This is a genomic window from Massilia antarctica (genome assembly GCF_015689335.1).
Lineage (GTDB): Bacteria > Pseudomonadota > Gammaproteobacteria > Burkholderiales > Burkholderiaceae_D > Telluria_A > Telluria_A antarctica.
Map to the genome: position 1 here is coordinate 3,994,473 of NZ_CP065053.1, position 22,526 is coordinate 4,016,998.

Below are 22,526 nucleotides of genomic sequence, written 5' to 3' on the forward strand. Positions count from 1 at the left end.
ACTGTCGCTTCTTGTAAACAAGTTCCAGAAGTGTTAACGTCTGGAACTATGTTCTCAGATGCCCTCTCTCTTGCCATTGACCTCCCGCGATTTCCTCCAGATTGGAGGCGACTGGGTAAGGAATTACCGTACGAATGGATTGAAGCTGCCCTCGAAGCGAAAGGCAAAGCCAGTATCCGTCGGCGCCGCCTTCCTGCACAGCAAGTGGTGTGGCTAGTCATCGCTTTGGCCCTGTATCGCCATCTGTCTGTCAAAGAAGTACTCGATGACTTGGACTTGGCACTCCCGGAATTGGAAGGTGCCTGCTTAACCGCCAGCGCGGCCTGCCAGGCGCGCCAGCGGCTTGGGCCCGAACCACTGCGTTGGCTGTTTGAATGCTCGGCCCAGGCATGGAGTGAGGAAGATCACTCAGCCTATTTGTTTCACGGGATGAGTCTTTTTGCCATGGATGGCACGACCTTGCGTCTTGCCGAGAGCGAGGCCAACCGCGCGCACTTCGGCGCCCAGAAATATGCCAAAGGGAGTGTGGCGAGTTACCCACAAGCGAAGGGTGTCACACTGACCGCCGTACCGACGCATCTGATCCTCGATGCCCGTTTCGGGCCCTACGCGACGAGTGAAGCGAGCTTCGCCAAGGAGTTGATCGCAAGCGTGCCGGACAGCTCCCTCACCGTCTTCGATGCAGGCTTTCTGTCAGCAGAAATCCTGTGCAATTTGGCTGGGCAGGGACATTGTCGTCACTATCTGATTCCGGCAAAGAGTAATACGCGCTGGAAGTTAATAGAGGGAACAGTGGAAGATGGGCTTGTTGAGATGGAGGTGTCCGACTCGGCCATGCGCAAGGATCCGACGCTGCTCGCTTCGTGGCGTGCCCGCGCGGTGCGCATAGGTGACGGCACCGGCGAGTTGAAATATGTACTCACCTCGCTCACCGATAAAAAAGCCATCACAGCCAAGCAGATCGTCGACTGCTACTGGCGCCGCTGGGCGATCGAGACGAGTTATCGCGAAATCAAGCAGACCATGCTGGGATCAGCGCATACCTTACGCAGCATGACAGTCGACGGGACGATGCAGGAAATCTGGGGCGCGCTCATCGCCTACAATTTGTTGCGAATTGAAATCGCCAAGGCTGCTCTCGAAGCGAAGTGCCAGCCTACCGACATCAGCTTCGTGCTGGCACTGCACACAATTCAATATGAGCTGCTCATCGCCGCAGCAACGCAGGCGCAAGGAAAACTCCCCGCCACCTTGAAACGTCTGCGGGAGCGGCTCGTGCTTGATCTGAAGACTCATCGACCCGGTCGAAAATTCGACCGGGTCGTAAAAGCGAAAGCCCAGAGATATCCGGTCACCAGATTGAAGTCAAGCGCTTAACTTAACGGCATTAGGACATCACCCAGGAGTTCAATGGTTCGGGCAAGCTTTCCCGTTCCACCCTGCGCACCTCGGGCGGCAAGGTCAACAAGACCTACAATTACCTGTACGACTACTTCGGCGATGGCCGCGAAAAGAGCATCCGTGCCTTCGGCGACGGCAAGGGCAATGCCAACTTCGTCTACAACGCCGACAACAAGCTGATCTCGATGAACCAAGGCAAGGGCGACGGCCTGGACCGCGACGAAATGTCGTACTACGTGTACGACAACGCCGACCACATCCTCTCCAAGCTGCACGACGATGGCCACTCGGCCGGACGCGACCGGATCGACTACATGTATGCCCAAGGTAACGCCGTGGCGGAAACGGGTACGAGCATCAAGGATGGCTCCTACACCGTCATGGACAGCAAGAACTACGCCCTGTTCCAGAACTTCGACAAGGAATTTCCGAGCGGGGGCATGCAGTCGTACACCGTCAAGGGTGGCGAAAGCTTGCAGAATATCGCCGATTCGATGTACGGCAATGCCAGCCTGTGGTACCTGATTGCCGACGCCAACGGTTTGTCGGGCAATGAAACGCTCAAGGCGGGCCAGGTGCTGCGGGTGCCGTCGGCCAGCCAGTCCGGCACAATCGACTCGGCCGCGCACAAGGTGTACAGCGATAGCGAGATTATCGGCAGCAAGTTACCGAACCTCAAATCCAACCCGCCGAAAAAGAGTGGCTGCAGCAGTTTCCTGCAGGTGCTGGTGATTATTGTCGCGATCGTGGCGTCGTGCATACTGGGGCCGCAGATGCTGTTGCTCGCCAATGCCGCGCTCGGCGCTGGCGCGGTCGCGACGGTTGCTGCGGCGGCCCTGACCGGCGCGGCAGTGAGCGTGGTCACGCAGGTCGTCAGCATTGCCCTGGACCTGCAGGACGGTTTCAGCTGGAAAGCGGTGGCGAAGGGCGCGCTGGCCGGCGCCATCACGGCCGGCATTGCCGGGGGAGGTGCTGTCGCCGGTGAGAGTATTGGTACCACCATGCTCAATGGCGCGATCCAGAACATCGCGACCCAAGGCGTGAACATGATCACTGGCGATCAGAAGAAATTCAGCTGGAGGTCGGTTGCCGCCGCCGGGCTCACGGCCGGCGTGACCAAGGGTTTGGGCGACATGCTCAACACCTCTGGTGGGGAGTCGAGCGACTTTTCGAAATTTGCCACCAGCACTGCGGAATCGATTACCAAGCAGTTGGTGATGAACGGCAAAGTCGACTGGCGTTCGATGGGCGTCAATCTCGTCATGACGCAGGTCGGTTCTGCAATCGGAGGCATCACAGGCACTACTGGCGTGCCCGGAGCGCTAGGCCAAGGACTCATCGGAGCGATCGGCGCCAGGTTGAACAAGCAAGATGCCTGGGCTGGCGCGATCGGCGGGGTGGTGGGCAGCGCCGTTGGTCAACTCGTTCCACGGGCGTTGGATGCGCTCGGAATAAACCCAAGAGGGCTGACGGATGCTGACAAGAACGAACCGGGGCTGAACGAGAACCGCTATCCGGTTGCAAATTATTCAAATTCATCGCCCGATCGTACTTTGGAAGGAAACATAACAGGCATCCTCGCTGGCGCCCTCAGCGGGGCAGTTGCACGATGGATGCATCGGGACGAGAATGTCGCCAGCGAGACTGCGAAGGGTGTGGGATCGTCGACATACGATGGAATTATCGCTGCCAGACGCGACTCGTGGGCAACAAATGTGGCTCCGATGCTTAACCGTGATGGGAACAGCACGTCGGGTCCATCGTCGTACCAAGTGGGCAGTGCAGAGTACAACCAGGCGGTACGCAATGGCGAGATCGAGCCGTCGACGGGGAGCCTTTTCCCGATGGACGCGAACGGCACCGAGCCGGGACTGAGCTACCTCGAAAAACTGCGTGCGGCTCCTCCACGCGAACCAATCTCGTTCATGCCTGACGACGGTTCGTATACGCCTGTCAATCATGCGCTGGCAAGTGATTTATCATTCTTAGACGCAATGAAAATGGATGATGCACCACAAATCATTCCTTTCGGCAATATGATGAGCAACAACTTGGCCGAGCAAATGCGGCCACCGCCGCAACACAGCATCGCGATAGAGGGTTACAGTGAGCATGAAATTGTTCGCCCTCCACGTGCTGGAGATTCGGATTTCTACTTCAATGCCGGCGATGCAAGTGATGCCGCATATGCGAAGATGTACGAAAAATTAGGCCCGGACGTCCGATATATTGAGGGCGGTCCACCTGTAGCTAGTCCTTTTAGCAACGCGCCAATTAATTCTAGCGAAGAAGTCAGAAAATTGTTGCGCGATCCGGAATTTGCAAATATTGGCATTCCACGCAGCAGCGGCTTGCCAGTTTACAGTAAAGCTATTAGTGAAAATGACTATTCGTTAAAGGGGGCGCGCACACTTGCAGATGATAAGAACGAGGCATATGGTCGTACTCAGGCAGACGAGATCAAGGCCGAGTTGGCTGAATATAGTAAGCGGACATCTGATGAGGCAAACCAGGCTGACTGGGGATGGGGCGATTCCAGGTCAGATCGAAATCCCTTGACCACTGTTGGAAGGGAAGTGGAAAAAAATAAATCTATTGTGGATAATCTATTTTCACGGGAGAAATGGTCTGGTGTCGCCGCTGTTGCCGCAGAATTTATCGGAGGTTACAGAAACCCTGAAGATTTAACTTTCGACGACTCTAGACCTAAATTCCAAGCCACGCCCCAGCAAAGAGAACAAGCTGGCGATATGGCCTTGTCCGCATTAGGGTTTTTCGGCAAGGAGTTGGATTTTACAATGATGACGTCGATGGTGCCGCGTGCGGTACGGCCTAGCGGATATTCATCTAGTGAGTATGGAAATATCCCGGCTCCTTATCCGGGAGAATCCACATTGCCTAGTATCGTCAAAGGTGAGTATTCCAGCCAGTTGTTGCAGAGTGACTTATATGCGGGTACGGTTAGCAAGCCAGAAACAGGCGTATTTGGCAGGAATTTTCTTAGTGCTGGAAATAGCGTATTGGCGGCGGAAAGCACTGTCGGAAGAGAAGTAGGCAGCGCATATATGTCGGAGTACTTCGGTGGCTCAACGCGAATGCAACGTTTTTCGGAATTAAACTATGGCGAGGTTCCAAAAGCTGTTTCAGTAAGCAATGGGGGTGCCGTTGAAAATCCGTCTTTTTCGGACAGAAGCTATGGCGAGCTTCCAAAAGCTGCTTCAGCAAACAATATGGATTTCGATGCGAATCCAAACGGGGGGTACGGGGCTCACGCGGAGATCGCAGCGCCGAAACTTTCTACTGGTGATGTCCTTCCAGGGGCAAATAGGGTGCCCCTGTCATTCGAGGACAGCGTGGTGGTGCGAGGAGATGCCTCTCGCGCTCAGATCGTACAAACAATCGGCGATGCGGCACAGCCGTCGATTGCAAGTATATTGCGACTCGACCCTAATGCGCGTATAGGGTTTAGAGGAAGTCTTGTTGATGGTTTGAAGAACGAGACGAAACTGGGGGTGAATGGCGAACGAGTCGCATTTGATGGCACCGTCGCCACGAAAAATGGTAAGCCCTACACCGGACCGCAAGGCTACGACGCCGACTTTTTCGTCGTTAGCGATGATTTGGCTGCTCAATTTTCCAAAAAGACTTTCTTCAAGGACGTAACTAAATTGGATGGGTCATTAAAGGGTACGTTCCAAGAGTTTGGGAACACCATGCAAAGAAACCCAATCCTGGGGGGCATGAAAACAGAACTTCCTTCGTTTAGGGTTTACACCACGGCTGAAATGGCGAAGAAATCGGGCTCTCAATATTACTTCTTGCAAGGTGGAAAATAATGGAAAAAATTTCTATGAAAAATATACTGGCTGAAGTAGAAGTATCAAGTTCCATCTCACTAGAAGATATGGCACGAAAACTGAGCGCGGTAATAGGTTGGACTACTTTTGAACGTGAGGATTCTGGACGTTTTGAAGAAGTTCCGGCGCTGGTTGCAAAGGACAATAATTCTGGTATGACGTTTGTTTTGTTTGGAATACCTGAAGGTGAAACTTGTGACGCCTACACTCTCGAGTGTTCTGCCGAAACCGAGCTGTCTATTCCGGAGTTCGGTAGGCGCTTACCGCGATTTATGAGCGATATTTTTATCGATAAGGATGTTAACGCAAGAGGATATTTTGACTATTCCGATGATTTGGCAAATGCTCTATCGGCCAACGGAATCAGTGCGACGAAATCGGCGCCATAAGCTGTTGTAGCGGGCACGGGGACAGCCAATCCACCCAAGTTAAGCCATTTCAGCAATTTTTCTGACTCATTGCCTTGTGCGGTTTGGGGCCTTGCTTGCGTGGTTTCGAGAGATTTTCCCGATGTCGATAGGTCCGTCCAGCGATCAAGCCAAGCACGCCCCGTAGCAGTGCTCCGATCTTCCGTCCGATCACGCTTCCAAGCAGCAGGATGGGCATCAACGGCTTGAGCGCGGTGTGGGCGTAGGCGTGGTTGATGCGTTTGTTCGCGGGCAATTCGGCGTCGGCATGGGCGGTCAGCGCAACCAAGGCCTGCAGATTGTCGCAGACGATTTTGGCGGCAACATCTTGGGCTACGGCTTGCTGGGTCAATCCTGTGACGTGTTCCAAATTGAGGCGATGCTTGAGCCGTTTGAATGTTTCCTCGATGCCCCAGCGCTGGTGGTAAAGCTCGCCGAAGCAATCAGCCGGGTAGAGCTTGTCGTCGAACAGGTTGGTCATCAGAACGCGCTGCGCGCCAGTCGGCGAGACGTTGCGCACCAGACGCACGCGCTGCGGCTTGCGCGGGCACTCATAGTCGATCGCGTCCTGCTTGTCTGGCGCGCGCAGTATGACGATCCGCTCGTTCGCGCTTGAGCGCATGAAATCGCGTACGCAGGCGAAGCCGCTGTCGTTGTCGACACGCATGCAGAACTTGATGGCGCGCTGGTTCAACACTGCCACCAGCCAGCGGCAGGGATAGCCGCGATCGAGCAGCAGCAAATCGTCCGGGGAAAGCCGGTCGAGATGTTCAAACAGAAACTGCCGTTCGCCGCGCTCGTGGACGCTGTGCAGGGAGGCGGCGAGCATCAGGTCGGGACCCGGCAGAAACAGGCCGAACAGGATTTGATCGGCAAGGGCGGCGCGTTTGACATGACTAGCGCGCAGACCGAAACGTAGCGTCGAGGCATCGGCTGCGACCAGGCGAAGACCGCGCCAGCGCGGCACTAACCGATCCTGCTCGGCGCGCGCGATCAGCCAGTCGTTGAGCCGGGGGATAGCCGTCAGCGACAGCTTGGCGCGTGCTTGAGAGAACGCCTGTTCGGACACCTCGTGGACCAACTGAGCTTGGTGACGCAAATGCGCGAAGAAGGTGTCCAACTCGGCTTGGATGCTCATGCGCATGCCCGTCAGCATGATGGCAACCAGCGTGGGCAACGGCAATTTGCGACAGCGTGAAAACGCAGTCGGATGATCGGAATGGCGTGCGTCGTTGAGAAATTCTGTCGAGCATAGTCGGGCGGCGAAGTCTTGAAACAAGGTGGTCAGAACGGACATGGCGAGCAGTGGAAGCAAAAATTCACACTGCCGGCCGCGCTTCCAAACTGATGTCAAGTGTTTTTATGCCTATATTAAATATAAATCATCTAATTGCACATTAAATGCTAACTTGGGTGGATTGCGGGGACAGCGGGCACGGGGGCAGTGCCAACAAACGTACACGAGCGGGGCAGTGAGGCAAGAAGGCCCTATGACGTTTCCGGTGAAACTTGACATCGGCTATGCTGTGAGTTTTTGCCGTCCCGGAATGCGGTCAAGGGCGGCGCGCGTTGTGCGCGTGCCGGCGTAGCGCACCCTTGACGGCATGTAGGGCGCATACGCTGGGCCATGGTCGTCGACGCGGCAGGCCGTGGCGATGACCATGGATAACAGGCGTGCCGGCGTATCCGGCTGGAGAAGGCAGTTTGAGTATTAGCATGGAAACCTTGTTCACCACCGCGCTGGGCTTGCAAGCTCCGTGGGAGGTGACTGAATTCAAGCTCGACACTGGGGCGCGACGGATCGATTTCGAAGTACGCTATCAAAGCGAGGAGATGGCCTGCCCCGTTTGCGAGACACCAGCACAGAAGATCCACAGCCGCATGCGGCGCAGCTGGCGACATCTCGATTTCTTCCAATATGAAGCTTGGGTGCACGCCGAAGTACCGCGCGTGCGCTGCCGCTCCTGCGGCAAGACCTCGCGCATTGAGGTGCCGTGGTCGCGACCTGGAAGTCATTTCACCTTGCTTTTCGAGGCGCTGGCCATGTCCTTGTGCCAGACGATGACGGTGGCCGAGACCGCCCGGCTGCTGCGTGTGACGGCGCATCGCCTGTGGCGCAGCGTCGGCCATTACGTCGCGGTGGCGCGCGGCAAGGATGACATGAGCGACGTGAAGCTCATCGGCATCGACGAGACCAGCCTTCGGCGCGGTCACCAGTATGTCACTGTTGTTCACGATCTGGACGCCAAGCGCCTGCTGTTCGCCACCGAAGGCCGCGGCCACGAGACGGTAGCCGCTTTTTCAAGGCCGATCTGATTGCCCATGGCGGGCAGGTGCAGGGAATCGCGCATGTCTGTATGGATATGAGCCAGGCCTACGTCAAGGGCGTCACCGAGCAATTGCCGCAGGCTCAGATCAGCTTCGACCGTTTCCACGTCATTGCCATGGCCAACGATGCCATGGACAAGGTCCGCAAGCTGGAAATGGCGGACCAGCCGCGTGTCGTTCGCAGCGCCTTGGGCACCGAACGCAAGACCGTCCGCGCATTGATGTGGGGAATGCGTCGCGACGCGCGTAGCTGGACGGCACGCCAGCGCGACACGATGTATCTCTTGCAGCGCTCCCGACTCAAGACTGCAAGGGCGTGGCGGCTGAAGGAAGCATTGCGGGACGCCTATCGGCAGGCCGTTACCGCCAACGACGCGGAGGTGGCGCAGTCAGCGCTGGAGAGTTGGATGTCGTGGGCTCGCCGGAGTCGGCTCGAGCCGTTCAAGAAGCTGGCGTTGACGCTGCGCGAGCGACTGCCGGGCGTCGTGCGCGGCATGCTCGACGGCCGCAGCAACGCCTATGTCGAAGCGATGAACGGCATGCTTCAGCAATCCAAGCGTGCAGCGCGCGGTTTCCGCAGCGCCGCCAATTTCATTGCCATCGCGTATCTGCGCATGTCCAAGCTGACTCATTTGCCTGTCAATCCCTTGCAGACAGCAGGAAAAAGGTCTGTTTCAATTAGGCGATACCGCGACGGTCGTCAAATTTCACCGAAAACGTCATAGAGCCATATTTCTACAGTAACAGACGTCATTCACACCCCGACATAGTGAGATGAATTAATATGAAACTTTTAAAACCGCTATCTGTACCTTGGATGATCAGTCCCTCAGTGCCAAGACTTACGCTTTTTTCTGAAGAAGATGGCAAGCAGTTGGTGAAATTTTGCGGTTTTTTTGGTTTTGAAGATCCTGGAACTACCGCAATGGATTCTATTATTGTAGATGATGGTTCATTGTTGGTTAATCCGAATGAAGTTTCTGCGAGATATCAATTGATTTCTCTGCAATTTGAAGGCGTTGGTTGGTTAAGGCGCTCTCCTCAATATTCTGACAGGGAAGTCATTCAAGAATCTGACTATGATTGGTCCTGTGTGGGCGGCTTGATTCGGGAGAATGAGGATGTGGGCGACTGGCTAATTCGCACTCAGCAGGAGTGGACGGATACGCGAACTTGTTCCAATCCGGGTGCTTACATCGTGGAAAATTCGGACTGGGATGTTGGTCTGGAGAAAACTATCTACAATTTAAAACATTTTCTAATTCTGGGGGATTCCGTTTTCATCGAGATTCTTGCCCAAGATTGCTCATGGTTATCAGAAGGCAACCTTTCAAGATAGGGAATAGGGCACCTCGTTATACACAACTTTTTCAACCTTTAAAATCAATGGGTTAGGAAAACACCTCGTTCCATACCGATCGTTAGAGTACGTAGCATACCGGAATTTCCCACGGTTTTTTTTCCTGAAAATGCTCAATATTTAGGCAGTTTTTGGCCGGAGTGCTGATTTCGGCCTGTGGCCGGATACTTGTGTATAACGGGGTGGGAATAGGGAGCACGGCTAACAGTCTGTCGGACTATCGTCTCTGTGGGGACTCGTGGGATCATGTACTAGTAGCCAGGACGCCCGAAGAGCGCATCTTCATCAAGACACAGGCAGAATGCAATTGCCGCCAACGGAAATTCATGGAGCGGTGAAACATATCGGGTGGGAATCTTTAAGTGAGAGGCGGTAATATTATGAGAGACGATTTGAACTGGGACTCTTATTGGGGAAGTATCGATTCATCGGTTATTGATGAGTGGGAAAAAAAATTGGCGTAAAATTTCCTCCTGATTATAAAAAGATTGTTGAAAAATATAATGGGGCTTATGTACTCGATACAGAGGCATATGAGTTCTATAGTAATTTCTCACAAGCACATGCCACTCATGACTTAGGTTTAATGCATGCGTTAGGCGGAGAGGTTGATTCTGCAACCGAAACGATGGAGTGGTCATTAGAAAATAAGCCTTTTGGGTTTCCTAGTGAACTTGTGTCGTTCGCGCGGGATGGACGAGGTAACCTGCTTTGTTTTGACTATCGCGATAGCAAATATGATTCCGAGCCAAAAATCGTTTTGTGGCATATTGATGGGCAACCAGGATCAGGGAGGGAGTTATCCTATATTGCGCCAACTTTCAATAAATTTTTAGGGATGGTTATCAAAGAATAGTTATTTGCGAGTAACCGTTCCCACCCCAATGCTCCCGAGTTAAGGGATTTCCTCGAAAATATGCTGAAAATGCGATAAATGGCTTGACATTTAGATTATAAATTGCGTGGCAAGTGAATTTCTTCTCACTGGCTACCATGTCCCATACTTGTCAAGACTCGCGTGGTTATATACGCATTGCGGAAAACATCGGTTTTTCGGCTCCATCTGTTTTGAGTGGAAATGGACCGCCAGCGCGGTAAGTGGTAGAACGCACCGGCGCGCCGGATGGCATGGGATTCGGTGGCATGTTCTTTATGTGGACATGCGCGAGCGGGCGGTCGAATTGATCGATTGGTACCGGGCACGCTGGGAGATCGAGATCTATTTCCACGTGTTGAAAAACGGCTGCGAGGTGGAATCACTGCAACTGGGCGCGATCGACAGGATCGAACGTGCGCTGGCATTGTTCATGGTGGTCGCTTGGCGCGTCACCCACTAAGGCGAAAGGGGCGAACCTGCCCTGACCTTGATGCCGCTTTGTTCTTCGACCCGGATGAAATTCATGACGCGCATCTGCTGGCGAAAAAGAAAATGCCGGCCAAGGCACCGACATTAAATCAAGTTGTGCCCCTGATCGCGCAGATTGGCGGCTTCTTGGCACGCAAGAGCGACGGCGAGCCTGGCGCGACGACCATTTGGCGTGGACTCGACAAGATGATGACTGCCGCTCAGATCCTACGTGCGCTCAGGGGAGAGTTCGACTGAGTTGTGTTACGACATGGCCTGGAATGGCTCCGGCCAATAGCTGGCATTTTGGGGTACCATCCTGTTTATCAAAAAGCATTGACGCGCGCCGGTTGATCGCAACGTTAGGCACCACTACCGCGCACCCCTGTGCGTCGTCCTATGAGCAACCGATAGGGGATTTGCAATATGGAAATTCAGTGCGATTGCGGGAAATTTTGTGCCAAACTCAAAGCCTTCCCGAACGGTACGCCTGGCCGTTTAGTCTGCTACTGCGATGACTGTCAGAAGTACTTGCATCACCTAAAGCGCGACGATCTGCTTGATGCCAACGGTGGCACAGAAGTTATCCCTGCATATCCTGCTGACGTCGAGTTCCTTCGAGGCCAGGAGCATCTAAAGTGCACACGCCTGTCGCCAAGGGGGACTTTTCGCTTCTCTACGACATGCTGCAACACACCCATTGCCAACACACGGCCTGGCGCACCGTGGGCAGGCTTCTTACGCTGCGTGTACACGGCTCGGGGCAGCGCACAGAAACTAGACGAATTGCTGGGGCCCGTTCGCAGCCGCATAATGGGTCGATACGCACAGGGAACTCCGCCAGTTGGTACGCCCAGCAAGTTCGACTTGAGAGCCTTCCTCACAGTAATGCCGTTCATGTTAAAGGGCAAGTTGCTCGGAAAGTCCAATTCTTCCCCGTTTTTTTCCGCAGATGGCCGTACACCTATCGTGGCTCCCCAAGTACTGAGCGAGACGCGGTGATGCCAGCGATAGGCTGCGCAAGTCTCGCTCCAGGTATCGCATGCTTCCGGAATGCTGGCCGTCGGGTCGGCCGCAAGTCGTTCCATCAGTTTCTTCGCTTTCTTGTCAAGGCTGGCGTCTCCAAGGTCGCGTGCCCCCAATTCCTGCTCAGTCCACTGCTGTGTTACCTTCACCACGCGTTTACAAGCCCTGATCGTAAGTCACTGAAAGTAAACAGATTCTTGCGGCGTGCGCGGACTTGTGTATAACGCTATGGCGTAGGGTCTGCCCTCGGTTAAGAAACGAAAAGTTTCAAATCAGAGGTCAGACCCCGGTGAACGGTGCATTATTGTTCGAGCACTTTACGAATGCGCGCCGCGCTGCGGTCGACGATGTAGAGCACCCCCGCCGCATCGACCGCCACGCCGCGCGGTTCGGAAAACGTTGCCACGTCCCCCGTACCGTCCACGCCGGGGATATACGGTGCCGTGGTCGGATAGCTGCCCGCCACCGTGCCCACCCAGCCCGCCGGGGTGACAATCCGGATCTTGCCCGCCGTTTCGGCAACGTAAAGGTTGTTGTCCTTGTCGATGGCCAGCCCGCTCGGCTGGTTGAGCGTCACGTCGGCGCCGCGGCCGTCGGTGAGCACCGGTGTGCCCAGGCGCCCGACGATGGTCGCAACCACACCCTCTGGTGTCAGCTTGTGGATCATCCCTAACTGCCTATCGCTGAAATAGACGGTCCCGGCCTTGTCGACCGCAATGCCCCACGGGTCGCCAAAGCTCGCCTGCAGGGCCGGGCCGTCGAGGTAGCCCCGCACGCCATTGCCGGCAATCGTGGTGACGACGCCGGCGGGAGTGATCTTGCGAATGCGCAGGTTGAGCGTGTCGGCCACGTAGACATTGCCGCTCGCGTCCACCGTAATGCCGAGCGGCGTGTTGAAGCGCGCCTGACTCCCCGTGCCATCGGCAAAACCCGCTTCGGGGGCGCCGGCCAGGGTGGTGATCACGCCATCCTTGCTGATCTTGCGGACGGTGTGGGAGCCGAGCGTATAAAAATTGCCCTGCTGGTCACGGGTGATCGCTTCGACACTGCCCAGCACCCGGTCGGCATCGGTCGGTTCCTGCCCTGGCGTGATGCCAACGAAGGTGCTGACGGCGCCAGCCGGCGTGACTTTGGCGATGCGGCTGTGCAGATAGTCTGCCACGTACACGTTGCCGCTCTCGTCGAGCGTCAGTCCTGATGGAAAATAGAATACCGCAGGCAGGCCGATCGGCACTCGGGTGGGATTGTTGGTGCCTGCCAAGGTGCTTACCAGCGCCAGATGGTCGGCACAGCTCACCTTGATGTTGGTGACGGACGCGCTGGCAATCGATCCTGTGCCGTTGGTCGCCGTGCAGCGCTGGGTGAAGCGGGGCGGCTGGACCGCGATGCGTACATCGTAGCTGGCGCCCGAGGCCAGTGCGGCGGGCATGGTGAAGGTGGTGGCCGCTGCCGGCAGGGTCAGGCTGTCGCTGCCGTTGGCTAATACCATGCCGCCGCTTTTCATGCCGCTGAAGGTGCCGCCGACGTGGAAGGTGGGGGCGGGCGGTTGCACGGGCGTGCCGGTATCGGTCTTGCCGCCGTCGCTGCCGCCGCCCCCGCCGCATGCGGTCAGGACGGCCAGCGCGATCAGGGAAACGCCGAAGATGGTGCGCCTAGCATCATTGAACATATTGCCTCCAGGAAGAATTAATATGCTCATACTATTGCATTTTCCTCATTGCGTCTTCGCGCTCTCCATCCGCGCTGGCCGCCGGATGGAGAGCGCGCGTGGTGGCGACCATGTTGTGGCAAAACCCGGCAAGAGAATGCTAGCGGTTGATCTGCATGCGCCGGCCGATGGCAACCACCACAATCACGGCCAGGGCGAAGCCAATATTGCCCATCTCCAGCGGCTCGCCCAGCAGCACCCAGGCACCGGCCAAGGTCATGAACGGTTGCAGCAGCTGCACCTGCCCCACCCGGGCGATGCCGCCGCGCGCCATACCGCGGTACCAGAAGAAAAAGCCGATGAACATCGAGAATACCGATACGTAGGCAAATCCGATCCATGCCCGTGCGCCTGCTCCGGCCATCCGGTCCAGATGCGGCAGCGCCAGCCACACCACCAGTGGCAGCACCAGCGGCACCGACAATACCAGCGCCCAACTGATCACTTGCCGCCCGCCCATGCTGCGCGATAATTTCCCACCTTCGGCATAGCCCACCGCCGCGGCTGCCACGGCGCCGAACATCAGCAAGTCGGCCTGATGAAAGCTGCCGCCGCTCTGGCGCAAGGCGAAGCCGATGACGATAGCCGAGCCCATCAGCGCGGTCAGCCAGAATCCCAAGGAGGGCTTTTCGTTGCCACGCAGCGCGGAGACGAGGGCGGTGGCCAGCGGTAAAATGCCAACCAGTACCGCGCCGTGCGACGCCGGCAAGCTGCGCAAGGCAATCGATGTCAGCCACGGAAAGCCGATCACGCAGCCAAGCGACACCATCGCCAGCGGCCCCAGTGCCGACCTTGGCGGCAGCGGCGCGCGTTTCCACAGCAGCCAGATGCCGGCCAGCAGCGCCGCCACCAAGGCCCGCCCCAAGGCTACAACCACCGGTTCCAGCCCGGCCACCGCCATCCGCGTGAACGGCAAGGTCAGGCTGAACATGGCCACCCCAACCAGCCCCAGCAGCATCCCCGCGCTCTCGTCGGACATGCCCGGCCGCACCGCACTCGTCAATCCATTCGTCACGATCGTCGTCATGGTTCAAGGCCCTTGCAGGATGTGGCGGAACAGCTCGGCGTCGACATTTCCCCCGGTCAGCGGCAGGCCGATTTTCTTGCCACGAATTAAGGCGCTGTCCTTGATCTGCATGGCCGCCGCCAGCGCCGCCGCGCCAGCGCCCTCGGCCAGGTTGTGGGTGCAGCGGTAGTACAGGCGCATGGCGCGCGCCACTTCGTCGTCGGTCACGGCCAGTACGTCGTCGGCGCATTCGAGCACGGCCACCAGCGAGGCGGCATCGGCCACGCGGCACGCCAGACCATCGGCCACCACGGTGCTGACCGCCGCTTCGATGCTGCGCCCGGCCCGAAACGACAGCTGGTACGCCGGCGCATGGGCCGACACCACGCCAATAATCCGGGTTTTCACGCCCAGCGCATGGCGCGCCGCGATCGCGCCACAGATGCCCGAGCCCTGGCCGATCGGCACCAGCACCAGGTCCAGGTCGGGCTGGGCGCGGAACAGTTCGAGCCAGCCGCTGGCCACGCCGGCTACCAGATCCTCGTGATACGAGGGCACCAGGTGCAGTCCTTCGTCGCGCACAAGTGCCAGCGCATGCTCGCGGCTTTCCTGGAAGTCGTTGCCATGTTCGATGACCCGCGCGCCCAGTCCGCGCATGCAGGCATTCTTTTCCACGCTGTTCCCGTGCGGGACAACCACCGTCACCTGCAGCCCTTCGCGCGCGCCGCTGAAGGCGATCGCCTGGCCGTGATTGCCACGGGTCGGGGCGATGATGCCGCGCACCTCGGGGGCGCGCCGTACCAGCGCATCGAGGTAGACCACGGCGCCGCGCGCCTTGAAGGTGCCAAGCGGCGTGTGGTTCTCATGCTTGACCCAGACTTCGGTGCCGACCGCCTCGTTCAACAGTGGCCACGAATACTGCGGCGTGGGCGGCATAGCGCGATAGACCAGGGCGGCGGCGGCATCAAGTTCGGCGAGGTTAGGCAGGTACATGGCGCTCTTTCGAATAGGGTGGAAAGGGAAGATCGATGGGTGTATCCTAGACGAGAAAACCAGTACAGTACCAATACACTTAACCAGATAATTACGCATACTGTGACGGTGCCATGACCAATACAAGCAATCCCGCCATCGGCCTGCTCACGCGCGGCTCCGGCGAAACCTTGATCGACCAGATCGTGCGCTCGGTGTCCAGCCGTATCGACGATAAGCTCTTGCGCAGCGGCGCGCGCATGCCGTCGATCCGCCAGTTCGCCGCCACCCACGGGGTGTCGTGCTTCACGGTGGTGGCCAGCTACGACAAGCTGGTGGCCAAGGGCTATGTGGAGTCGCGCCGCGGCGCCGGCTTTTTCGTGCGCGAGCGCTCGCCGCTGAACGCCGGTGAACGCTCCATGCCCGATTCGCCCCCGGCGCCGCTGGAAACCAAGCCGCTTGACGTGGTCTGGCTGATCCGGAACATGTTCCGCCCGGCGCCGTCGCAGCGGGTGCCCGGTTCCGGCGTGCTGCCGCCCGAATGGCTTGACGGTCCCATGATCGCCAACGCCCTGCGCGCGGTCAGCCGCCAGAGCGGGGCGCTGCTGGTCAATTACGGCGTGCCGCAGGGCTTCCTGCCGCTGCGCCAGCAGCTCCAGCTGAAATTGGCCGAACTCGAAATCGACGCCGCCCCCGAGCAGTTTGTCACCACCGTCGGCGTGACCCAGGCGCTGGACTTGGTCGCGCGCGAGTTTACCCGCCCGGGCGACACCATTTTCGTCGACGATCCGGCCTGGTTCCTGATGTTCGGCGCCTTCGCCGCGATGGGTTTGAAAGTGGTCGGCATTCCGCGCGTGGCGGACGGCCCCGATATCGCCCGCCTGGCTGCCATGGCTGCACTGCACAAGCCCAAGCTGTACGTGATCAATTCGGTGCTGCACAATCCCACCTCCACCTCGCTGTCGGCGGCCAAGGCGTTCCAGGTGCTGCGCCTGGCCGAGGAACACGGCTTTACCATCGTCGAAGACGATATCTACTGCGACCTGCATCCCGGCAGCGCGGTGCAGCCGGCCACGCGCCTGGCGGCCCTCGACCAGCTGAAACGGGTGATTTACCTGGGCGGCTTTTCCAAGTCGCTGGCGGCCAACCTGCGGGTCGGCTTCATCGCCACCTCGCCGGAATGGGCCCAGCGCCTGTGCGACCGCAAGATGCTGGCCACCCTCACCACCAGCGACATTGGCGAGCGCGTGGTGTATAAGGTGCTCTCGGAAGGCGTGTACCGCAAGCACGCCGACCGCCTGCGCGCCCGGCTCGATGCGCTGCGCGCACGCACGGTGCGCCAGATGGAAAAAGTCGGCTTGAAGGTGGACGTGGCGCCGCCGGCCGGCATGTTCGTCTGGGTCGACACTGGCATCGATACCATCGCCCTGGCCGAACGCGCCATGGCCGCCGGCTTGCTGCTGGCCCCCGGCGCCCTGTTTTCGCCCAGCCAGCTGCCCTCGACCCGGATGCGCATGAACGTGGCGACCTCCCAGGAGCCCGGGGTCTGGGAATTCCTGGCCCGGGAACTGGGGCGCTGAGCTCGCGGGCCTTGAAATCGTCCGGAACACCCCCATTTCTCTCAAATCCGTTCAACCCGTCATACACGAGGACTAAAAATGGCTGTCGCCGAAAAAGAAACCCTTGGTTTTCAAGCAGAAGTAAAACAGTTACTGCAACTGATGATCCACTCCCTGTATTCGAACAAGGAGATCTTCCTGCGCGAGCTCATTTCGAACGCGTCCGACGCGGCCGACAAGCTGCGTTTCGAGGCGATCAATAACGACGCTTTGTACGGCAACGACCACGAACTGAAAATCCGCGTCGCCTTCAACAAGGAAGCGCGCACGGTCACCATTTCCGACAACGGCATCGGCATGAGCCGCGAAGAAGTCATTTCGCACCTGGGCACTATCGCCAAGTCGGGCACCAAGGAATTCTTCGGCAAGCTCTCCGGCGACCAGCAGGCCGACGCGGCCCTGATCGGCCAGTTCGGCGTGGGCTTTTACTCGGGCTTCATCGTGGCCGACAAGATCACGGTCGAAACCCGCCGCGCCGGCGCCGACGCCTCCGAAGGCGTGCGCTGGGAGTCGGCGGGCGAGGGCGATTACAGCGTCGAAGCGATCGAGAAAACCGCGCGCGGCACCGATATCATCCTGCACCTGCGCGAAGGCGAGGACGAGCTGCTGTCGAGCTGGAAGCTGAAATCGATCATCCGCAAATACTCGGACCATATTTCGCTGCCGATCGTGATGCAAAAAGACGAGTGGGACGCCGAGAAAAGCGAAACGGTGCTCAAGGATGAGTTAGAGACCGTCAACCAGGCCAGCGCCCTGTGGGCCCGCAACAAGGCTGACATCACGCCAGAGCAGTACGAGGAATTCTACAAGCACGTCTCGCACGACTTCCAGTCGCCGCTGACGCACACCCACAACCGGGTCGAGGGCCGCAGCGAGTACACGCAGCTGCTGTACGTGCCGAGCCACGCGCCGTTCGACCTGTGGGACCGCAACAAGCGCGGCGGCATCAAGCTGTACGTCAAGCGCGTGTTCATCATGGACGATGCGGAGCAGCTCATGCCGGCCTACCTGCGCTTCATCAAGGGCGTGATCGACTCGAACGACCTGCCGCTGAACGTCTCGCGCGAGATCTTGCAGGAGTCGCGCGACGTGAAGGTGATCCGCGAAGGCTCGACCAAGCGCGTGCTGGGCATGCTGGAAGAACTGGCCAACGCCGAGGAGCAGGAAAAGAAGGACAAGTACACGACCTTCTGGACCGAATTCGGCCAGGTGCTCAAGGAAGGCATTGGCGAGGACGCCGGCAACAAGGACCGCATCGCCAAGCTGCTGCGCTTTGCCTCCACCGCCAACGATAACGCCGACCAGAATACCTCGCTGGCCGACTACATCGCGCGCATGAAAGAAGGCCAGGAAAAGATTTACTACGTGGCCGGCGACAGCTACACCGCTGCCAAGAACAGCCCGCACCTCGAAATCTTCCGCAAGAAGGGCGTGGAAGTGCTGTTGATGACGGACCGCGTCGATGAATGGATGCTGTCGTTCCTGACCGAGTTCGAAGGCAAAGAGCTGGTGTCGGTGGCCAAGGGCGGCCTCGATCTGGGCGGGCTGGAAGACGAAGCCGAGAAGAAGGAACACGAAGAGACCGAGACCTCGTACAAGGAACTGGTCGAGCGCATGAAGGCAGCGCTGGGCGAGAAGGCCAAGGACGTGCGCGTGACGTTCCGCCTGACCGATTCGCCAGCCTGCCTGGTGGCCGACGAGAACGAGCTGTCGGGGAATCTGCTGCGCATGTTGAAGGCGGCGGGGCAGAGTGCGCCGGAATCGAAGCCGATTTTGGAGATCAACCCGAATCACCCGCTGGTGACGCGTTTGAAGAACGAAGACGCGGCCAGCACCCAGTTCGGCGACTGGGCGCACATCTTGTTCGATCAGGCTTTGCTGGCTGAAGGCGGTTCGCTGAGCGATCCGGCTACATTCGTGAAGCGCTTGAATGAGATGCTGCTGGCTGGGACGAAGTAACCTTCGTTAGTCCCCCGTCGTTCCCGCCTCTCCAGGAACTAGTCTTTGCCGCTAAGTTGAGCAGCTTTGCGACTACAAACCTCGAAACCGTCGCTCCCGCGCAGGCGGGAGCCCATAGCACCGTCGATATACGAATGTGCTATGGATTCCCGCCTGCGCGGGAAGTCATTTCTGCCAATGGCAGGAATGACGGAGCTTAGGTTAGCGCCATTTGGAAGCGCCCTTGCACTTTGCACAGTTCCCAGAGATTTGAGGAGTTTCATAGAAACTGGGACCTGCGCGGGAAGTCGTTTCTGCCAATGGCAGGAACGACGGTTTCTAAGTTCGTAGTTCAAATAAGGCGGGATTTCAGGCCGGCACCTGCCTGCACAACTCCCCCAGCAGCTTTTCCCCCTCCGGCCAATCGCCGTACCCGCTATCCCCATTGATATGCCCCGCGTCGCCAATCTCGACAAAGCGGCTGCCCCACGCCTGGGCAAACGCGCGCGCGCGTTCGATTGATACATACGGGTCGTTGGCGCTGGCCACCACAATGCTTGGAAACGGCAGCTTGTGCAGCTGCATCGGCGCAAACCCCACCGCTTCGGAAGGAAACGAGGCGGCTTCCGCATCGGCCGGCGCCACCAGGAACGCGCCGCTGATACTGAGCGCCGACTCCGAGCGCGCCCAATGCGCCACCAGAGCGCACGACAAACTGTGCGCCACCAGGATCGGCGGCCCTTCGCTCATGGCGATCGCGGCATCGAGTTCATCGACCCATTCGTGGCGCTCGGGGTTATTCCAGTCGCGGTGCGCGACACGCTTCCATGCCGGGTTGCGCTTTTCCCAGTGCGTTTGCCAGTGCGACGGGCCCGAGTTCCAGATCCCCGCCAATGTCAGTACATCGCAATCCATTACCCCTCCGTCGTGAACGATTCGATCTGCGATTGTACGACTAAAGGCTGCACCGCTTGTGCATACCGCCTCCGGTCCCGGTCCGTCAGAAAGTGAGGGTCAGCGTTCCATGGAATGGCACGGCCATCCAGCGCGTGGTCAGTTCCAGCGCGCCCTGGTACAGCAGGCGCTCGGCATCGATGCCGGCCAGGTCGAAGGGCGCTCGCTCGCGCCCCAGACAAGCCACGCGCACCGCTTCGGCGAAATCGGCATCGTCGAACTGGCCGCTCCAGAGCTGGCTCTGGAGCGCTTCGACTACCGCTTCGACCTGGATCGCCTCGGTTTCGACTTGCTTGCCGGCCGGGTCGTGCGCCATCTCCATGGCGAAGCTGGCTTCGGCACCGCGCGCCACCAGGCCGGTGAAGCCGTTGCGCAGGCCGAGCGTCGACTCCACCACATAGTGGACCAGATCATGCGGCAAGATGCCCTGGCGCGGCATCGCAGTCTGGGTACTGCTGCCGTCGTCGCGCACGTAGCGCAGCCGGTCGAGTTTGTCGGATTTGCCGAGTTTTTCTGCAATCAGTTGCATCGCTGGAGGCTCAAGTCGTAGCTGCCCCGGGAAGGGGCAGTCAAGTTAAAGATTGTGACTTTAGCATGATGACGCAGTCGATTGCTTGCAGCGGCAGCATAATTCGCACGTGTCGCCAGGGGCCGCCGCAAGCATGCGCTACCGGCGCGCCAGCCCGCTTACTGCGCGCCCTTGCTCACCTTGATCCAGTTCAGGTTCCAGCCACCCTGTCTGGCGTAGACGCCGAACGAGTGGCTGCCGGCATTGAGCGTCACGGTTTTCTTGACCGACGCCCAGCTTTGCCAGCCGCCCGTGGCGGGAATTGCCACTGTCGCATAGGTGGGCTTGCCGCCGGCTACCTCGAAACTGAGCTCGCCCCCGCCCACGCTGGCGACCCGGAATTCGATGGTGTAGGTGCCGCTTTCGGGAATCGTCACCGGGGCGTTGGTGTACGACATCCAGTCGCCTGTGTCGATATGGCTGGCGTTCTTGCCGCCGCCGGCGTCGCTGGTCTGTTCGGTTTCCACGCCGCTCATGGCGGCATAATCCTCGCCCTGGATCAGCGCGATCTGCCCGCCCGAGCCGGCCGCGGCGATGCTGATCCAGTTCAGGTTAAAGCCGCCGGCCTTGGCCGCGATGCCGATCGACTGCTTGCCCGCGGGCAGTTGCACGTCGTGCGAGATGGTGTTCCAGGTCTGCCAGCCGCCGGTGGCCCCCACCGCCATGGTGCCGAATACCGGGCTGCCCCCGGAGCGCTCCAGGCTGATGCTGCCGCCGCCACTCTGGCTGGCCACGCGGTAAGACACCGTGTACAGGCCGGCCGATGGCACGTCGACCGTGTAATTCATCCAGTCGCCGCTATCGATGTAGCCGACGTTCTGGCCGCCACCGGCGTCGCTGGTGGTTTCGAGCTGCACGCCGCTCATCTGGCAGTAGGCCTCGGCCTGGATGGTGGCCGGTACCGTGGCCGTGGTGCAGCCCACGTCGGGTGTCGATGGCCAGTTGCGCACCGTGTCGCGGGCTTGCTTGCCCGATTCGGTCAGGTCCCAGTTGGCCCAGCCGCCGGTGGCGCTGGCGCCGGGAACCAGGCTGGCCGATCCCTCCTTGGCGTCGTCCAGCGCCCAGTTGGCGTTGCTGATGTTGTGCTTCTTCATGAAGTCGATCCAGGCATTGGTTTCTGGATAGTTCACGCCGCCGTTGCCGTCGGCGTTGACCGAACCCCATTCGGTCACGAACAAGGCCAGGCCGTTGTTCATGGCAGTGCTGGCCTTGTCGCGCAGGTACTGGGTGTGGGTGCCGGCGTAGAAGTGCAGGGTGTAGGCGATGTTGCTGTAGCCGCTGATCGGGTTGCGCGAGGCGATGTCGGCATCCTGCGACCAGTGCGGCGAGCCGACGATGATCAGGTTGTCCGGGTCGATCGCGCGGATCGCTCCGATCACTGCCTGCGCATACGGGCGCACGTTGGCGTCCCAGGTGACGTCGTCCTTCGGTTCGTTGTAAATCTCGTAGATGACGTGCTTGTTGTTGCCGTAAGTGCGCGCCATTTCTTGGAAAAAGGCGATCGCTTCGTTCTGGTAGCGGTGAGCGTAGTGCGAGTGCCAGTCGATGATGACGTACATGTCCTTGGCGATGGCGGCGTCGACCACGGCCTTGACCCGCGCCTTGTTGGCTTCCCGGAATTCGAGGTAGCCGCCTTTTTCGTCCACGCCCATGGCGGCGCGCACCACCTTGACTTTCCAGTCATCCTTGAGCCAGCCGACCACGCCGGCGTTGTAGAAGCGCGCGCCGGGCCAGTCGGTGTTGGACCAGTACAGGCTGCTGCCGCTGATGCTGCCCGGTTTGCCGCCGATTAGCACTTGGTTGCCGCTGACCGAGAGGGCCGGCACGTCGGCCAGCGCGGCGCCGCCGCACAGCGACAACGCCAGGGCGATCAGGGTGGTGCGGAAGGTCGGACGGGATGCTGCTGCATTGCTCGGGGTGATGCTCATCGCTAGTGTCTCCTGGGTGGATGTCGGTAAGCGAGGGGCGACGCGCCAGTGGCGGGATCGGGCTTGCTGCCATCTCGGTGCTGCGTGTGGCGCGCGATGGCGCCGCTGG

The 22,526-nt window shown here is 59.0% G+C and carries 16 protein-coding genes and 3 pseudogenes; 11 read left to right on the forward strand and 8 right to left on the reverse strand.

Translation table 11 applies throughout. The features are described 5' to 3' along the window. Positions 1–48 precede the first annotated feature (48 nt). The 3 genes from IV454_RS17875 to IV454_RS17885 all read left to right on the forward strand — a co-directional run bounded on the left by IV454_RS17875 (position 49) and on the right by IV454_RS17885 (position 5,647). On the forward strand, positions 49–1,377 hold the full coding sequence (locus tag IV454_RS17875; protein WP_206087073.1) for an IS4 family transposase: 1,329 nt from the start codon (positions 49–51) through the stop codon (positions 1,375–1,377). A gap of 209 nt (positions 1,378–1,586) precedes the next feature. Further along, complete coding sequence (locus tag IV454_RS17880; RefSeq protein WP_206087184.1) at positions 1,587–5,237, forward strand: LysM peptidoglycan-binding domain-containing protein; 3,651 nt, start codon at positions 1,587–1,589, stop codon at positions 5,235–5,237. Continuing rightward, positions 5,237–5,647 (forward strand): penta-EF hand family protein, encoded by a 411-nt coding sequence (locus tag IV454_RS17885; protein WP_206087185.1) that lies wholly within the window; start codon positions 5,237–5,239, stop codon positions 5,645–5,647. The genes IV454_RS17880 and IV454_RS17885 overlap by 1 nt, the downstream gene beginning before the upstream one ends. A gap of 49 nt (positions 5,648–5,696) precedes the next feature. On the opposite strand, the gene IV454_RS17890 is transcribed toward IV454_RS17885, so the two are convergent. Next, positions 5,697–6,962 carry an IS4 family transposase gene (locus tag IV454_RS17890; RefSeq protein ID WP_206087186.1) on the reverse strand — a complete coding sequence of 422 codons (1,266 nt, stop codon included), beginning with the start codon at positions 6,960–6,962 and terminating at the stop codon, positions 5,697–5,699. Between the two features lie 407 nt (positions 6,963–7,369). Between IV454_RS17890 and IV454_RS17895 the strand changes: the two are divergent. The 6 genes and pseudogenes from IV454_RS17895 to IV454_RS33540 all read left to right on the forward strand — a co-directional run bounded on the left by IV454_RS17895 (position 7,370) and on the right by IV454_RS33540 (position 11,700). After that, positions 7,370–8,718, forward strand: a pseudogene (locus tag IV454_RS17895) (ISL3 family transposase). Between the two features lie 59 nt (positions 8,719–8,777). Beyond that, positions 8,778–9,332, forward strand: a complete 555-nt coding sequence (locus IV454_RS17900) for a hypothetical protein (protein WP_206087187.1) — start codon at positions 8,778–8,780, stop codon at positions 9,330–9,332. 259 nt (positions 9,333–9,591) lie between these two features. Continuing rightward, entirely contained in the window at positions 9,592–9,729 is a 138-nt protein-coding gene (locus tag IV454_RS33535; RefSeq protein ID WP_206087188.1) for an HNH endonuclease, read from the forward strand. A 66-nt stretch (positions 9,730–9,795) separates the two neighbouring features. Next, positions 9,796–10,209, forward strand: coding sequence for an SMI1/KNR4 family protein (locus IV454_RS17910; protein ID WP_206087189.1), 414 nt, complete (start codon positions 9,796–9,798; stop codon positions 10,207–10,209). A gap of 316 nt (positions 10,210–10,525) precedes the next feature. After that, positions 10,526–10,956 (forward strand): annotated as a pseudogene (locus IV454_RS17915) (IS4 family transposase); the annotation flags it as partial. 168 nt (positions 10,957–11,124) lie between these two features. Next, positions 11,125–11,700 carry a DUF6151 family protein gene (locus IV454_RS33540; RefSeq protein WP_219728963.1) on the forward strand — a complete coding sequence of 192 codons (576 nt, stop codon included), beginning with the start codon at positions 11,125–11,127 and terminating at the stop codon, positions 11,698–11,700. 14 nt (positions 11,701–11,714) lie between these two features. Here IV454_RS33540 and IV454_RS33545 read toward each other — a convergent pair. The 4 genes and pseudogenes from IV454_RS33545 to IV454_RS17935 all read right to left on the reverse strand — a co-directional run. Further along, positions 11,715–11,876: pseudogene (locus IV454_RS33545) on the reverse strand (IS4/Tn5 family transposase DNA-binding protein); the annotation flags it as partial. A 149-nt stretch (positions 11,877–12,025) separates the two neighbouring features. Beyond that, positions 12,026–13,393: an NHL repeat-containing protein gene (locus IV454_RS17925; RefSeq protein ID WP_206087191.1), complete on the reverse strand. Its 1,368-nt coding sequence runs from the start codon at positions 13,391–13,393 to the stop codon at positions 12,026–12,028. Positions 13,394–13,532: 139 nt separating this feature from the next. After that, positions 13,533–14,459, reverse strand: coding sequence for a DMT family transporter (locus tag IV454_RS17930; protein WP_229521682.1), 927 nt, complete (start codon positions 14,457–14,459; stop codon positions 13,533–13,535). A 3-nt stretch (positions 14,460–14,462) separates the two neighbouring features. After that, on the reverse strand, positions 14,463–15,431 hold the full coding sequence (locus IV454_RS17935; RefSeq protein WP_206087192.1) for a threonine dehydratase: 969 nt from the start codon (positions 15,429–15,431) through the stop codon (positions 14,463–14,465). A 113-nt stretch (positions 15,432–15,544) separates the two neighbouring features. Between IV454_RS17935 and IV454_RS17940 the strand changes: the two genes are divergently transcribed. Beyond that, entirely contained in the window at positions 15,545–16,990 is a 1,446-nt protein-coding gene (locus IV454_RS17940) for an aminotransferase-like domain-containing protein (RefSeq protein ID WP_206087193.1), read from the forward strand. A gap of 78 nt (positions 16,991–17,068) precedes the next feature. Next, on the forward strand, positions 17,069–18,988 hold the full coding sequence (gene htpG / locus IV454_RS17945) for a molecular chaperone HtpG (protein WP_206087194.1): 1,920 nt from the start codon (positions 17,069–17,071) through the stop codon (positions 18,986–18,988). A 348-nt stretch (positions 18,989–19,336) separates the two neighbouring features. Here htpG and IV454_RS17950 read toward each other — a convergent pair whose 3' ends face one another. The 3 genes from IV454_RS17950 to IV454_RS17960 form a co-directional block, all read right to left on the reverse strand. Next, complete coding sequence (locus IV454_RS17950; RefSeq protein ID WP_206087195.1) at positions 19,337–19,882, reverse strand: RBBP9/YdeN family alpha/beta hydrolase; 546 nt, start codon at positions 19,880–19,882, stop codon at positions 19,337–19,339. Between the two features lie 85 nt (positions 19,883–19,967). Then, complete coding sequence (locus tag IV454_RS17955) at positions 19,968–20,450, reverse strand: hypothetical protein (protein ID WP_206087196.1); 483 nt, start codon at positions 20,448–20,450, stop codon at positions 19,968–19,970. Positions 20,451–20,608: 158 nt separating this feature from the next. Further along, positions 20,609–22,417, reverse strand: a complete 1,809-nt coding sequence (locus IV454_RS17960; RefSeq protein WP_206087197.1) for a cellulase family glycosylhydrolase — start codon at positions 22,415–22,417, stop codon at positions 20,609–20,611. Positions 22,418–22,526: the final 109 nt, after the last annotated feature.